Genomic DNA, 15,679 nt, shown 5'->3' with positions numbered 1-15,679 from the left:
ATTGGCGCAGAGTGTAGCAGAATTGAGCGAGAGGGGGGAGTTGCTAGTTCCTAGTTGTTAGTTCCTAGACGGGACTGTGAAGAATAAAAACGCCCAGCGGTGGCTGGGCGTTAGGAGAGAGCGTTATAACTCAGAGAATTAATGGTCTAGACCAAGTTTCTTCTCTAGGTAATGAATGTTGGCACCGCCGTGTTGGAAGTTCTCATCATTCATGATCATCTCTTGCAGTGGCACGTTGGTTTTGATGCCTTCGACGATCAGTTCGCCGAGTGCATTCTTCATGCGTGCGATCGCGACATCACGGTTCTCACCGTAAGTGATCAGTTTGCCGATCATCGAGTCATAGTGCGGTGGCACTGTGTAACCAGAGTAGATGTGCGATTCCCAACGTACGCCCATGCCGCCAGGGGCGTGGAAACGCTCAATTTTACCTGGTGAAGGTAGGAAGCGCTCTGGGTCTTCGGCGTTGATACGACACTCAATCGCGTGGCCGCGGATTTTGATGTCATCTTGCGTGAACGACAGAGGTTGACCTGCAGCAACACGCAGCTGCTCTTTGATTAGGTCGATGCCAGTGACCATTTCAGTGACTGGGTGCTCAACCTGAATACGGGTGTTCATCTCGATGAAATAGAACTCGCCGTTTTCGTACAAGAACTCGAACGTGCCTGCGCCGCGGTAACCGATTTCGATACACGCACGGGTACAACGCTCACCGATGTACTTACGCATTTCAGCCGTGATGCCCGGTGCGGGTGCTTCTTCGACCACTTTTTGGTGACGACGCTGCATAGAACAGTCACGTTCACCAAGGTGGATAGCGCCGCCTTGACCGTCTGCGATGACCTGGACTTCAACGTGACGCGGGTTTTCAAGGAATTTCTCCATGTAGACCATGTCATTGTTGAAGGCCGCTTTCGCTTCTGCGCGCGTCATGGCAATGGCTTGCACCAAGTCTTTTTCAGCACGGACCACACGCATACCACGACCACCGCCGCCGCCAGAGGCTTTGATGATCACTGGGTAGCCGATGCGTTTCGCGTGGGCTTTGTTTTTGTCTTCGTCGTTGTCGAGCGGGCCATCTGAGCCAGGTACACAAGGTACGCCCGCTTTCTTCATTGCGGTGATGGCTGATACTTTGTCGCCCATCATGCGAATGGTCTCCGCTTTTGGACCGACAAAGATGAAGCCGCTGCGCTCGACTTGCTCTGCGAAGTCTGCATTTTCCGACAAGAAGCCGTAACCTGGGTGGATAGCGACCGCACCGGTCACTTCTGCCGCAGAAATAATGCGAGGAATATTGAGGTAACTGTCGATACCACGTGCAGGGCCGATACAGACGGTCTCGTCTGCCAGCAGGACGTGTTTAAGATCGCGGTCAGCCGTTGAGTGGACGGCTACCGTCTTGATACCGAGCTCTTTACAAGCGCGAAGGATACGAAGTGCAATTTCACCTCGGTTCGCGATGACTACTTTATCTAACATAACAGAGGGCCTCTATTATTCGATAACAACAAGCGGTTGATCGAATTCTACCGGTTGGCCGTCTTCAGCAAGGATGGCAGTCACGACGCCAGATTTATCGGCTTCGATTTGGTTCATCATTTTCATCGCTTCAACGATACATAGCGTGTCGCCGGCATTCACTTTCTGACCGACTTCAACAAACGCTTTCGCATCTGGGCTTGGTGAACGGTAGAAAGTACCAACCATTGGAGAAAGAACCTGGTGACCAGACACTGCTGCTGGTGCAGACTCTTGAGCTGCAGGAGCAGGGGCAGCTGCTGGTGCAGGCGCCGCAACCGGTGCTGGCGCGGCTGCGTATTGGATAGGAGCAGGCTGCGCAGGCGCTGCAACGCCGTGACGACTGATGCGTACCGACTCTTCACCTTCAGAGATCTCTAGCTCAGCAATGCCAGACTCTTCAACTAATTCGATAAGCTTCTTAATTTTACGGATATCCATTGTGTCTTTCTCTTTTATCTTGTGAATAAGACAGCGCCTAAAGGCGCTGCAGAGTAGTGAGTATCGGCGTCCATCTGTCCGCCGCGTGTTGTCTTGTTACGCTGACTTGAGCTTGTCTATCGCAGCCATCAACGCAAATTGGTAACCTTGTGCACCTAAACCACAAATCACACCTACTGCTTTATCAGACAGGTAAGAGTGATGACGGAAGGGTTCGCGTGCGTGCACATTGGATAAGTGCACTTCAATAAAGGGAATCGCGACGCCGAGCAGCGCATCGCGCAGCGCGACACTCGTATGAGTAAAGGCCGCTGGATTGATGATGATAAAGTCCACCTCGTTGAGCGAGGCGTGGATTTTCTCAATCAGTTCATACTCTCGGTTTGACTGCAAATGCTCCAGTTCGACATCCGCTTGCTGGGCTTGTTCCATCAAGCTATCGACAATGTCTGCTAAGGTGTGAGAGCCGTAGTGGGCAGGCTCTCTTAGCCCAAGCAGGTTGAGATTTGGACCATTTAGGACAAGAATGCGTGATTTTGCTGTCATTGTGTCGCTATCTTCCTAGTTATTGAGATGAACTCAAATATTCCCATATTATCAAGGATTGGGCATGTCATTTTTAATGCAAACGGAGCCGAATCTTTGAAATTGACCAAGATTATAGCTAATTCAGCGCATTTAGCAGCAATTTACTGGTCTAATCACCTGTAGGGGAGCCAGGAAGTGGGACGAGGATCTAGGCTTGATGCCTTCTCGCGCACGAATAAGAGTGGGATAAGGGTGGAATAAGAGTGGAAGTGGGGAGGTAAAAACGCCGCGCTTATTGTAAGCGCGGCGGGTAATTTTAGTTCCTAGTTCCTAGTTCCTAGTTCCTAGTTCCTAGTTCCTAGAGTGGCGATAGTGTTGGAGTGGTCCCCCTCTAGGAACTCGCCTCTAGGAACTAGGTACTCGCTTCTAGGCACTCAAACCAACTCTGCTTTCTCTTTGATGAGCTTGTCGACCACGCTTGGGTCGGCCAATGTGGAGGTGTCGCCGAGGTTGCTGGTGTCTCCGGTGGCAATCTTGCGCAGGATGCGGCGCATGATTTTGCCCGAGCGGGTTTTCGGTAGCGAATCGGTCCAGTGCAGCACATCTGGGGTGGCAATCGGGCCTATCTCTTTTCTTACCCAGTCTTTGACCTCTTTGTGCAGCTCGGCAGAAGGGAACTCGCCGTCGATGAGCGTCACGTAGGCGTAGATGGCTTGGCCTTTAATGTCGTGCGGAATGCCAACAATCGCCGCTTCGGCAATTTTCTCGTGCGCAACGAGCGCCGATTCAATCTCAGCAGTGCCCATACGGTGACCGGAGACATTGAGCACGTCATCGACACGGCCGGTGATCCAGTAGTAGCCATCCTCATCACGACGGGCGCCGTCGCCAGTAAAGTACATGCCTTTGAAGGTGGAGAAATAGGTTTGCTCAAAACGCTCGTGATCGCCATATACGGTGCGCATCTGCCCCGGCCATGAGTCGAGGATCACCAAGTTACCTTCAGCGGCTTGCTCTTCAATCACGTTGCCCATGTTATCGACCAGCGCAGGTTGAACGCCAAAGAAAGGACGGGTCGCCGAGCCGGGTTTGAGGTCTGTTGCGCCTGGTAGTGGGGTGATCAAAATGCCGCCGGTTTCGGTTTGCCACCAGGTATCGACAATCGGAGATTGCTCATTACCGATAGTTTTGTAGTACCACTCCCACGCTTCTGGGTTAATGGGTTCCCCGACCGAGCCCATGATGCGTAAGCTGTCGCGTGAGGTGCCTTCGATGGCTTCATTGCCTTTCGCCATCAAAGCGCGAATCGCAGTGGGCGCGGTGTAGAGAATGTTGACTTGGTGCTTGTCGACCACTTCGCTCATGCGGCTGGTGTTGGGATAGTTAGGCACGCCCTCAAACAAAATGGTTTTGGCGCCATTGGCGAGTGGGCCATAAATCAGATAGGTGTGACCGGTAATCCAACCCACATCGGCGGTACACCAGAAGGTTTCGCCTGGTTGATAGTCAAACACGTATTTGAATGTCATGGTCGCATAGACTAGGTAGCCGCCGGTGGTGTGCAGCACGCCTTTGGGTTTGCCCGTTGAGCCTGAGGTGTAGAGAATAAACAGCGGGTCTTCGGCTTTCATCTCTTCGGGTGGGCAGTGATCAGAGGCTGCGGCGGTGGCTTTGTGCCACCACACATCGCGGTGATCGTGCCAATCAATGTCGCCGCCTGTGCGTTTGAGCACCACGACTTTTTCAATCGTTTTTACTTCGGGGTTGGTGAGCGCTTCATCGACGTTTTTCTTCAAAGGCACTGCACGACCGCCGCGCACGCCTTCATCGGCGGTGATCACCACTTTGGCGTCGGAGTCAATAATACGGCCAGAGAGCGCTTCCGGTGAAAAGCCGCCAAACACGACGGTGTGCACCGCGCCAATGCGGGTACAGGCGAGCATGGCGATCGCCGCTTCCGGTACCATCGGCATGTACAGACAGACCACATCGCCTTTGTGTACGCCTTGCTCTTTCAGCGCGTTAGAGAAACGGCACACCTCTTTGTGCAACTCGTTAAACGTGAGCGTTTTGTCATCTGCCGGGTCGTCCCCTTCCCAGATGATGGCGACGTCATCGCCGCGCTCGGCGAGGTGGCGGTCAATACAGTTGGCGGAGACGTTCAGTGTGCCATCTTCAAACCAGCGAATATCGACGTGGCCGGTATCGAACGAGGTGCTTTTGACTTTAGTGAAGGGTTTGATCCAATCCACCACTTTGCCGTGCTCGCTCCAAAACGCGGTTGGGTCAGTAACCGATTGCTGGTACATGGAAAGGTAGGTGTCATTGTCCGCGTGGGTCGTGGCTTTGATGTTCTCTTTGACTGGATACACGTGGGCTTCACTCATGGCTAATCTCCTTATGCTCTGCTTGGGCTTGCCAAGCAAAGGTGTCCTGTTTGTTGTCGTTTTAAACGGTGAGCGTTTGAATTACTGTTCACTTTCGGCCACCGCCCTCGATTCGACAATTAGACTTTAGGATGAATGGGCGAGATATCGGTGGCCGTGGTCGGCGTAATGGCAAACTTTGCGATCTCGCGCACTCTCCTTGTGTACGTTCTCCTTGCGTACGTTCAGCGTGAGACGTAGGGCAAGTTAAGGCTCGGTAGGTCGCCGTGGGTTAAACGCACAAACACCATCGCTGCGGCGATGGCGTCTTGCAGCGCGTCATGGCGGCTTTGCAGCGGCAGGTCGAGATGTTTGCAGATGGCATCGAGGCTCAAATCGAAATAGGCGTTGGGCAGATGCTTTTCCAGCTTGTCGTGGTAGATCTGGCTCACTTCGATGAGTGGGTTGGGCAGAGGAAAGCCCAACTGCTTGCGACACGCTAAGTCGAGGATTTTCTTATCGTAGCGGATGTGATAGCCGACCAAAGGCCGATTGCCGATAAAATCGAGCAGTTTGATCAGAGCGCGTTTTTCATCGATGCCATCGAGCAAGTCTTGGTGGCGAATGTGGTGAATTTTCACTGAGCCCGAGTCGAGCGATTGCGGCGCGCGCAGGCGCACTTCAAAGGGCGCACTGGTGAGGATGCGATTGTCGATGATTTTGGTCGCCGCAATGGTGACCAGCTCGGCGCGGTTAGGGTCGAGGCTGGTGGTCTCACAATCGAGTGACACGTACTCCCCTTTTTGCAACGCGCCAAATAACGATTGGTAAGGGCTGCCTTTGAGTTTGTAGTACCAGTAACGACGCATCAATAGGTTCATGGATGACCTCAATCTCGGATCTGGTAGTGATAGCTGAGAAACTGCTTAAATTTCTTTACCACGTGCAAACTGTGGCGCAGCAGATCGCGCTCGGTGCGATCGAGCTGTTTGAGGTCAATTCGGTTGTGGGTGTGCTGGTTGCCAAGCTGCTGATGAAGGCGCAGTTTAAAAAACAGTTTCAGCGCTTCACTGAGGTTATCGGCGGTATCGGGCTCGAGGATTTTTTTGCGCGCGAGGCTTTCGATGCGTTCAAAGGTGTTGTGCGCTTCAATGCCGTATTCCAGCGCCAAGGTACGAATACCATGCACGATGGGGAAGATGCCGCCACTTTTCAGATCGACCCCTTGTTTGTCGGTTTTGACGTTGCCAAACAGCGTCAGTGGCAGAGAGAATCGCAGTGCCGGACGACAAAAATCCTGGAGCGCCAACATGTTGTTGAACATTAAGCGATGCAGGTGTTCCATGATGGGGTCGAGGAGCGCGAGATTGCCCGCTACCGCATGTGCGTCACTAAAAATCGCCAAGTTCATGATCTGCTCGGCGCTGCTCGCTTTGGCCCAGCGGCTCAAGGTGGCGCTCCATTGCGATTGGCTTTTGACCCACTGCGGATTGTTGACCATCACATTGCCCGGGCAGAGCGGATAACCCAGCTGCTGCAAGGTATGGGTCAGCTGCTGCATGACGGCTTCACATTGCGGCCATTCGAGGTCGGGGGCGAGAATCAGCGCGTTGTCTTGGTCGGTTTTTAAGATCTGCTCCCCACGCCCTTCTGAGCCTAAAACGATCAAACAGCAGTGATCGTGAAGGGCGGGAGGAACAATCAGTTCAAAGGCTTTCTCGATAATTTGTTCATTAACGGCAGAAATCAGCTCCATGATAAAGCGGGTGCGAATACCATTACCAAGCAGGCTTTCGACCAAGTGGCGCTGGCGGTTCGATGCGAGCGCGAGCTCTTCGACACTGCTCGCTCTGGCAATGCTCAAACTCAACACGTGTGAGTGAGTGGAAAAGGCACTGAGGATTTGCGTCATATCCAGCATGCCGACCGCTTCTTTACCATCGGCGACCATCACGCGCTTCATGCGTTTACGCGTCATTTTGATCATCGCATTAAACAGAAACTCGCCATCGTCGACATGGATGACCGGAAAGGTTGCGATCTCGCCCACTGGGGTGTCGAGCGGGTGGTCATCCAACATGACCGCATGGAGCATATTGGTGCGCGTGACAATGCCAAAGGGCAGCTCATGAGGATGGTCGGCAAGCCTTGGGTCATCGTCTTCTAATCGCACCAGCGCGGCATCAATGGCGTTCTCTTTGAGTGTGCGCGTCACCTCATTGAGCGGCATGTTGGGGGCGATCACCATCGGCGGATGATAGATGGCTTTATCGACTTTGGTCAGAATGAACTCGGCCAGGTTTTGCTGCTGCTGCGCGGCTTCAATCAATTCCTGACGGCGCGCCAGATTGGTATCAAAATAGGCGGCAAACTGGCCATTCTCGTTGTAGAGCGACATAAAGGTCGCTTCGGGCAGTAGGTAAGCGAGGGTATCTTCTAGCGCCACGTAATGGTGCTTAGATTGGCCATCAAACAGGCCGCGCACATCAAACAAGTCATCATTGGCGTAGTGAGCAAAAATTTCGTTGCCATCCTGAGAGCGCTCTTCCACCGCGCCTTTGATCAAAATATGCAGATGATCCACACGTGCGCCGGGCTTAATCAAGCTCTCCTTAGTGCGGAAATAGGCGACATCCAGCGCCGAGCGCAGCTCGGTTTGCTGCGCTTCACTCAGCCTATCAAACGGTGGTGACTGCATATTGAATTTATCAGGCATAGCGGCTCTACACTCTCGCTCTACAGTTCGGGGTAGGTGAATAAATAAAGTGTGCGCGATCAGCGTATAAATGCCAGACGACTTTGGTCTTATAGGGGGGGAGTGCCTAGTTTCTAGTGCCTAGTTCCTAGAGGTCTGATTCTAAGAACTCGGCTCGTGCTTCTAGCAACCCACTTCTAGGAACTAGGCACTGTCTTCTAGGCACTGTCTTCTAGGAACTAGGAACTAACCTCTAGGCACTTCTTCCCTTTTTATTCCATGCAAACGCGGTCATAATGCCGCCGTTATCTACTCCCTTATCCTGACTGAGGTTTGCATGTTCACTCCTTCTCCCTATGGTTGGATCTCACAATATTTTGCGGGGTTCTTTTTTGCTTATGGCGTCTATTTGCCGTTTTGGGCGCTGTGGTTTGAAAACCAAGGAGTGACGCCGACCGACATTGGTGTCTTGGTCGGGATTGGCTTTGCGACGCGCTGCGTGGCGAACTTGGTGTTAACGCCGCGCATTCATAAGGTGGAGCATTTAATGCCGGCGCTGCGTTGGTTCAGTTTGGCGGGGCTGCTGTTTGTTGGTTTCCACTTTTTTACCGGCGGAAGTTTTTGGTTAATGGCGCTGGCGACGGTGCTGTTTAACCTTTGCTGCGGGCCGATTGTGCCGCTCTCTGATGCGATGGCCAACTACTACGCGCGGCTCAATAAGCTCGATTATGGTCGCACGCGCTTGTGGGGCTCGATTGCCTTTATTGCCGGCTCGACCGTGGTCGGGTTTATGGTTGCCCATTTTGGCAGCGACATGATTGTGTTGACGGCGATGGCGGGCATGTTGGCGGCTTGGCTAATGAGTTTAAGGCGCATTCAGCCTATGCCGGTGACCAGTGATGTCAGCGCAGGCGTGAGACCGAAATTGATGGAGCTGCTGCGTGAAGGGCCAGTGGTGAAGTTTCTCCTGCTGGTGGCGCTGATTCAGGGCAGTCATGCGGCGTACTACAGCTTTAGTGCGATTCATTGGAAAGCGGCGGGGTACTCCGAAGACATCATCGGCTATTTGTGGAGCTTAGGGGTGGTGGCGGAAGTGGCGGTGTTTGCCCTGAGCAAGCGACTGTTTTCTGGTTGGTCACTGCGCGCTATGTTTGCGCTCGCCTCAATTGGGGTGATGGTGCGTTGGGGCATGACGGCATCGACGACGCTACTGCTCGCTTTGGTGCTGATTCAACTGCTGCACGGCGTGACCTTTGCGGTGGCGCACATTGCCGCGATTCAATACATCCAACACTCCGAGCAGAGAAAAATGGTGGCGCTGCAAGCCTTGTACAATGCCATTCCGCTTGGCGCTGTGATTGCCTTGATGACGACATTAAGCGGCTGGGGCTTTGAGCACTGGGGCGCGAACGTCTTCTGGGCGATGGCCTTGATGGGCGCTGTGTCGCTATTTATCAAAGTGGCGCCACAAGAGAATCCCGTGACCTCTGAGCAATTTGTCAATGAAGCGCAAGCCGCCAAAGAAGCCGAGCCGCAAGAGGGAGAAAAAGCCACGGAAAGCGGCGCGTAAAGCACAGAATTTACTCAAGTCGATTGAGTTGCCGCCAGCAAATTCGTTTAATAAGTTAACCCTTATCGCTCACCTCACTGGCACGGCGATGGGGAGTACCGATAAACGACGATAAGGATATCGAATGCAAGGTTGGTTGGTGATCGCGGTTTCGCTTCTCTATCTTGGGCTGCTTTTTTTGATCGCATGGTATGGCGATAATCGCGTCAAGTGGTTGTCGCGCTGGCGGCCTTGGGTCTACAGCCTTTCGATTGCGGTCTACTGCACCTCGTGGACGTTTTATGGCACCGTCGGTCAGGCGAGCAGCAATCCTTGGTCCTTTCTGCCTATCTATGTGGCGCCGATTCTGGTCTTTACCCTCGGTTGGCGCGTCCTCGCTCGCTTGGTGATCACCGCCAAGCGTGAGCATATTACTTCCATCGCCGACTTTATCGCGGCTCGTTATGGCAAATCTCAAGGGCTGGCAGTGGCGATCACCTTTATTGCTGTGATTGGTATTTTGCCCTACATCGCGCTGCAACTGCGTGGCATTACCATGGGGCTAGAGATTATCGCGCCGAGTGTTAGTGAGGATTTCGCCCGCTTTGGTTTTGATGTGTCATGGTTTGTGGTCGGGGCGCTGGCGGTGTTTACCATGCTGTTTGGTACGCGTCATATTGATAATACCGAGCACCACCGCGGCATGATGATGGCGATTGCGTTTGAGTCGCTGGTCAAGCTGGTGGCGTTTTTGGTTGTCGGCTGTTTTATTCTCTATCTCGCCTTTAGCCGCAGTGACATTCAGTTGATGGCGATTGCCGCCGAGACGTATCAATCCCCCAATATCCCGACGTTGCTGATCCACACCGCCCTGACCATGATGGCGATCGTCTGTTTGCCGCGTCAGTTTCATACCATGGTGGTGGAGAACGAACGCGCGCAAGATTTGCATACCGCGCGCTGGCTCTTCCCGCTCTACCTGGTGTTGATGGGGCTGTTTGTGCTGCCGATTGCGTGGGTCGGCCAAGGCATCTTAAGCGGCGAAAGCCCAGATACGTATGTGATCAGCTTGCCGATGGCGGTGGGCGCGCAAGATTTCGCTCTGCTGGCGTTTTTAGGCGGCACCTCGGCGGCCAGTGGCATGGTGATTGTCTCAACCATCGCGCTGGCGATCATGGTGTCGAATGATATGGTGATGCCATTACTGCTGCGTCGCATGCGCCTCTCGCATCGTAACCATCGTCACTTCTCTGGCTTGCTGTTGATCATTCGTCGCGGCTTGATTTTGCTGCTACTGCTTGGCGCTTGGGGCTTTTATCAGGCGCTGGGCAGCATTCATTCGCTCTCTGCAATTGGCTTTCTCTCGTTTGCGGCGATCACCCAGTTTGCCCCGGCGCTGATTGGCGGCATGTACTGGCGTCAAGGCAATCGCAAAGGCGTGTATGTCGGGCTAGGTTTTGGTTTTACCTTGTGGCTGATCACCTTGATGAGCCAAACCGGCATCTTAGCGGGGGATGCACAAAGCAACTTCCTGTTGTGGATCATCACGCCGCCAGAAGGGTTGGCATCACTGGGTATTGCGCGCTCTGATTGGGGGATGCTGCTGAGCATCAGCGCTAACCTGTTCTTCTATTTGCTGGTGTCGAGCGCGACGCGCTCGAGCCTCAGTGAGCGGTTACAGTCAGCCTCGTTTATCGGTACGCCGCTGCCAGAGAGTGAGAACATGAGCCTCTACCAGAGCCGAGTGACGGTCGGTGAGTTGGAAATGCTCGCGTCGCGCTTTGTCGGCAGGCAGCGGGTGCGCAGCGCGTTTCGTCAATATTGGCAGCAGCAACGTGAGACACTGATGCCTAATCAGCAAGCGCCCTCGACCTTGATTCGCCATACTGAGCGGGTGCTGGCCGGTGTGTTTGGTGCCTCGTCAGCGAAGTTGGTGCTCACCTCTGCGCTACAAGGGCGCAACATGCAGCTTGAAGAGGTGGCGACCATTGTCGATGAGGCCTCCGAGCTGTATGACTTTAGTCGCGGCTTGCTGCAAGGGGCGATTGAGCATATTGGCCAAGGCATTGCCGTGGTGGACAAGCAATTGCGTTTGGTGGCGTGGAATCAGCGTTATCTTGAGTTGTTTGAGTTTCCGCCCGGCTTGATTCAAGTGGGTAGGCCAATTGCCGATGTGATTCGCCACAACGCCGAGCAGGGGCTGTGTGGCCCCGGTGACCCAGAAGATCACGTTCGCAGGCGGGTGTATCATTTAGAACAAGGCACACGCCACACCTCTTCACGTGTCAGGCCCGATGGACGCGTGATTGAGGTGCAAGGCAACCCGATGCCCGGCGGCGGCTTTGTGATGAGTTTTACCGACATTACCGTGTTCCGCGATGCCGAGCAGGCGCTGATCGACGCCAATGAAACTCTAGAAGAGCGCGTTCGAGAGCGCACCTTTGAGCTGGAAAAACTCAACAAAAAATTGGTCAGTGCGACCCAGCGTTCCGAGCGCGAATCTCAATCCAAATCACGCTTTTTGGCCGCGGTGAGCCACGATTTGATGCAGCCGCTTAATGCCGCGCGCTTGTTTGCCTCCTCCTTATCTGAAGTGACGAAAGCTGACTCGGTCTCTATTTCTTCTTCGACTGCTATGGAGGAGGGGAAAGAGTCCGAAGCGCAGCGCCTTGCTCACCATATCGAAAGTGCCCTTGGCGCGGCAGAAGATTTGATTGGCGATCTGCTCGATATTTCGCGTTTGGAGTCTGGCAAGCTGGAAGTGCACATTCACCCCTTTGCGCTCAATGATGTGCTCTCCAACCTCAACGCCGAGTTTAGCGCTCTAGCGAAAAAGCAAGGCATCGACTTTCGCATGATGCCGAGTGATTTGGTGGTTGAGTCGGACCCTAAACTGCTGCGCCGCGTGGTTCAAAACTTCCTCACCAATGCGTTTCGTTATAATCCACAAGGCAAAGTGGTGCTCGGCGTGCGCCGCATCCAAGGTGAGGCGCGCATTGAGGTGTGGGATAACGGCGTGGGGATTGATGAAGACAAGCAGCAAGAGATCTTTGAGGAGTTTAATCGCGGCAGTCATGCCCAAGATGGCCAAGGGCTACGCGATCAAGGGTTGGGTCTGGGGCTCGCCATTTCCAAAGGCATCGCGCATGTACTCAATCATGAAATAGGGATGCGTTCATGGCCTGGGCGTGGCAGCGTGTTCTCGATTCGTCTGCCGCGCGCGGTGCATGCCAGCCCAGCTCCTGCGCCTGCCGCGGCGCCAAGTGTCGGCGATCTCAGCCACTTGCGCGTGCTGTGTGTCGATAACGAAACGGATATTTTGGTGGGGATGGAGACACTGCTTGGCCGCTGGGGATGTGAGGTGCGCAGCGCCACCGATCTGGTCAGCGCGCTGGCGGCGATGGACGAGCAGTGGCAGCCGGATGTGATTTTGTCCGATTACCGTCTCGATCACGGCCGAACGGGTTTAGAAGTGTTGCAGCAATGTCGCTTGCGACTGGGCGCGCGATTTAAAGGGGTGATCATCAGCGCCGATCGCACCCAAGAGATGATGCAAGGCATCGAGTCGAGCGGATTTGCGTTTATCGCCAAGCCCGTCAAACCGCTGAAACTGCGAGCTATGCTGAATGGGCTTTAGCCTGACGGAAAATTCATCGGTGTACACGAAAAGGGAAAGCGAACATCGCTTTCCCTTTTCGTTCATGGTTCCTTTGCGGCCCATCATTCATTGCCAGTAAACAAGGTCTCATACGTCACAAACGCCGTTTGGGTATCACCGTAGTAGAGGGTGCCATCGGATTGCGCCGCGACGCGCAGCCAGCTCTCTTGGGAGGCGGGGCTGGGTAGGGTGATGAACCACTGTTTGCCCTCACTGTCGGCGCGTTGCATGTCGACGGGGGTCGTGGTGGTGTCGATGTCATTCACTAGCGAGAGTTTGACCCCTTGCAATGGGTGCAGCGAACTCATTGAGAGTTCTAACGTCTCTTCGGTCAACTTTTCAGAGCGAAACTTAATTTTGAACTCGCCATTTTCCATGTCACACAGACCACTGGTATAGCGGCAGTTGGATTTGCTGACCAACTTATACGCTTGGCCCTCTTTGGCGGCGTGTGGCTTTTCACTCACGGCCAAATCGGTACCGAAATAGGCGATGATGGAGAGAATCGGGGCAATCAATAGAGCAATGATAAAGTGTTTATTTTTGAACATCTTGGCTTCCTTGCAACAGCTCCAAGTTTTTCTTTACAACAGTAAGTTAACCCAATTTGAAGAATAAAAAAGCCCCAAACGGGGCTTTTGTGGTAGAGGTTAAGGATTAATGGTCAACCGCTTCGCCAGCACCGGCTGGAACACGCACGTGCTCGACCAAATCTTTCACTTCTTGTGGCGTTTCTGCGGTCACTTTTGATACCGCGAACGCGACGATGAAGTTGACGACAGCACCGATGGCACCAAAGGCGTTAGGCTCAATGCCTAGGAACCAGTTGCTGCCCCAGCTCTCTAGGTAAGTCCAGTCAGAGATAAACAAGATACCCTTGTGCTGGAATACGTAGAACAGCGTGATGGTGATACCGGCGATCATGCCTGCAATCGCGCCCTCTTTGTTGATGTTTTTGCTGAAGATACCCATCATCAATGCTGGGAAGATCGACGAGGCGGCAAGACCAAAGGCCAAGGCTACCGTACCTGCGGCAAAGCCGGGAGGATTGAGACCAAGATAGCCCGCCACTGCAATGGCGACGGCCATGGATATCCGGCTCGCCATCAGCTCTTTCTTCTCGGAGATGTTCGGGTTGATGACCCCTTTGATCAAGTCATGGGAGATGGCGGAGGAGATCGCCAATAGCAAGCCCGCGGCGGTCGACAGTGCTGCCGCTAGGCCACCGGCGGCGACTAATGCAATCACCCAGTTAGGCAGTTTCGCAATCTCAGGGTTAGCCAATACCATGATGTCGTTGTCCACCTTCAGTTCGTTAGTGGCAGCGCTCGATGTGTATTGAATCAAACCGTCGTTGTTTTTGTCATCAAAGCCAAGTAGGCCGGTTTTTTCCCAGTTCTTAAACCAGTCAGGACGCTCATCATAAGCCAGATGTTGGCCTGGCGCTGGGTTCACTGTGTCCATCAGGTTCAAGCGAGCCATCGCCGATACGGCTGGCGCTGTGGTGTAAAGAATCGCGATGAACACCAATGCCCAACCGGCAGAGGTACGCGCATCACGCACTTTTGGCACCGTGAAGAAACGGATGATAACGTGCGGAAGACCTGCCGTACCAATCATCAGTGACATGGTGTAGACGAACATGTTGAGCGTATCGCCCCGCACTTGGGTGGTGTACTCGGTAAAGCCGAGTTCGGTCACCACTTGGTCTAGCCGGTCGAGCAGATAGACATCCGTACCGGAGAGGGTACTACCTAGGCCAATTTGTGGCAGAGGGTGCCCAGTCAGTTGCAGAGAGATAAAGATTGCAGGGATAGTGTAAGCAAGAATGAGGACGCAATACTGAGCAATCTGCGTGTAGGTGATGCCTTTCATGCCGCCCATAACCGCGTAGACAAACACGATACACATACCGATCAACAGGCCAGTCGAGTAGTCCACTTCCAAGAAGCGACCAAACGCCACGCCCACGCCTTTCATCTGACCGATAACGTAGGTCACCGATGCGATGATAAGACAGACAACCGCCACCACGCGCGCGGTGTTGGAGTAGAAACGCTCACCGACAAACTCAGGTACGGTGAACTTACCGAATTTACGTAGATAAGGGGCGAGCAGCAGCGCGAGAAGCACGTAGCCGCCAGTCCAACCCATTAAGAAGACGGAGCCGCCGTAGCCCATAAAGGCAATCAGACCCGCCATTGAGATAAACGACGCCGCTGACATCCAGTCCGCTGCCGTCGCCATACCATTGGCAATCGGGTTAACCCCGCCGCCTGCGACATAAAACTCTTTGGTTGACCCAGCGCGTGCCCAAATCGCAATCCCGATATAGAGAATGAAAGTGGCACCCACAACAAGGTACGTGATTGTTTTCAAATCCATCTGAGTGACTCCTTACTCATCCACGCCGAATTCACGGTCCAGTTGGCGCATCTTCCACGCGTAGTAGAAAATAATGCCAAGAAACGTATAGATGGAGCCTTGCTGGGCAAACCAGAAGCCGAGTTTGTATCCACCGATTTGAATTTCATTCAGTACGTCGACAAATAATATGCCGCAGCCAAAAGATACGACAAACCAGATGACCATTAAGGTGATCATCAGTTTTACGTTTTTATCCCAGTAGGCTTTGGCTCTTTCCTGACTTTCGAATGCCATTGCCGCCTCCTTACGATTTCGCTAGTTAAATGGGGTGTTCGGTTTACCTGCTAGTGAGGTCAGTGCTTGTTAAAAAAATGTTTCACCATGTACATTAGCAAGGCAATGGGCGAAAAACCTTTCAACTTTAGTCGGGGCGATAAGGATAAAAAGGGCCCTAAAATGGGCGCTTAGCGAGGTTTACTGATAAATTTGTGATGTTAATAACTTGTTAAGTTAGCCAAAGGTCTAATGTCTTGAGAAGGGAACCGCTCAAC

General features: G+C 53.3%; 11 protein-coding genes. 2 read left to right on the top strand and 9 right to left on the bottom strand.

Going from position 1 to position 15,679, the window contains the following annotated elements; all coding sequences use genetic code 11:
- Positions 1 to 138: 138 nt before the first annotated feature.
- The 6 genes from accC to AC6R1A_RS07330 form a co-directional block, all read right to left on the bottom strand.
- Positions 139 to 1,485 (bottom strand): acetyl-CoA carboxylase biotin carboxylase subunit, encoded by a 1,347-nt coding sequence (gene accC / locus AC6R1A_RS07355; protein ID WP_500633619.1) that lies wholly within the window; start codon positions 1,483 to 1,485, stop codon positions 139 to 141.
- Positions 1,486 to 1,500: 15 nt separating this feature from the next.
- A complete protein-coding gene (gene accB / locus AC6R1A_RS07350; protein WP_487902788.1) occupies positions 1,501 to 1,965 on the bottom strand; it encodes an acetyl-CoA carboxylase biotin carboxyl carrier protein in 465 nt (154 codons plus the stop codon).
- A 96-nt stretch (positions 1,966 to 2,061) separates the two neighbouring features.
- A complete protein-coding gene (aroQ, locus tag AC6R1A_RS07345) occupies positions 2,062 to 2,511 on the bottom strand; it encodes a type II 3-dehydroquinate dehydratase (protein ID WP_334554711.1) in 450 nt (149 codons plus the stop codon).
- 416 nt (positions 2,512 to 2,927) lie between these two features.
- Positions 2,928 to 4,880 (bottom strand): acetate--CoA ligase, encoded by a 1,953-nt coding sequence (acs, locus tag AC6R1A_RS07340; protein ID WP_500633618.1) that lies wholly within the window; start codon positions 4,878 to 4,880, stop codon positions 2,928 to 2,930.
- Between the two features lie 224 nt (positions 4,881 to 5,104).
- Positions 5,105 to 5,740, bottom strand: a complete 636-nt coding sequence (locus AC6R1A_RS07335) for a 3'-5' exonuclease (protein ID WP_334554707.1) — start codon at positions 5,738 to 5,740, stop codon at positions 5,105 to 5,107.
- A gap of 8 nt (positions 5,741 to 5,748) precedes the next feature.
- On the bottom strand, positions 5,749 to 7,575 hold the full coding sequence (locus tag AC6R1A_RS07330; RefSeq protein ID WP_500633617.1) for a DUF294 nucleotidyltransferase-like domain-containing protein: 1,827 nt from the start codon (positions 7,573 to 7,575) through the stop codon (positions 5,749 to 5,751).
- A 316-nt stretch (positions 7,576 to 7,891) separates the two neighbouring features.
- Between AC6R1A_RS07330 and AC6R1A_RS07325 the strand changes: the two genes are divergently transcribed.
- Positions 7,892 to 9,124, top strand: a complete 1,233-nt coding sequence (locus tag AC6R1A_RS07325; protein WP_500633616.1) for a 3-phenylpropionate MFS transporter — start codon at positions 7,892 to 7,894, stop codon at positions 9,122 to 9,124.
- A gap of 124 nt (positions 9,125 to 9,248) precedes the next feature.
- Positions 9,249 to 12,740, top strand: coding sequence for a hybrid sensor histidine kinase/response regulator (locus AC6R1A_RS07320; protein ID WP_500633615.1), 3,492 nt, complete (start codon positions 9,249 to 9,251; stop codon positions 12,738 to 12,740).
- Positions 12,741 to 12,823: 83 nt separating this feature from the next.
- Here AC6R1A_RS07320 and AC6R1A_RS07315 read toward each other — a convergent pair whose 3' ends face one another.
- From AC6R1A_RS07315 to AC6R1A_RS07305, 3 genes are all read right to left on the bottom strand, one after another.
- Entirely contained in the window at positions 12,824 to 13,312 is a 489-nt protein-coding gene (locus tag AC6R1A_RS07315) for a hypothetical protein (RefSeq protein ID WP_500629840.1), read from the bottom strand.
- Between the two features lie 106 nt (positions 13,313 to 13,418).
- The gene (locus tag AC6R1A_RS07310) at positions 13,419 to 15,146 is read right to left on the bottom strand and encodes a sodium:solute symporter family protein (protein WP_487902777.1); all 1,728 of its coding nucleotides are present in this window, start codon (positions 15,144 to 15,146) and stop codon (positions 13,419 to 13,421) included.
- 12 nt (positions 15,147 to 15,158) lie between these two features.
- The gene (locus tag AC6R1A_RS07305) at positions 15,159 to 15,422 is read right to left on the bottom strand and encodes a DUF4212 domain-containing protein (RefSeq protein WP_500627486.1); all 264 of its coding nucleotides are present in this window, start codon (positions 15,420 to 15,422) and stop codon (positions 15,159 to 15,161) included.
- Between the last annotated feature and the right edge of the window lie 257 nt (positions 15,423 to 15,679).

The sequence above is a fragment of the Vibrio sp. R10-SG3-ISO3 genome (genome assembly GCF_059834225.1).
This window is presented reverse-complemented; position numbering and strand designations above follow the sequence as displayed.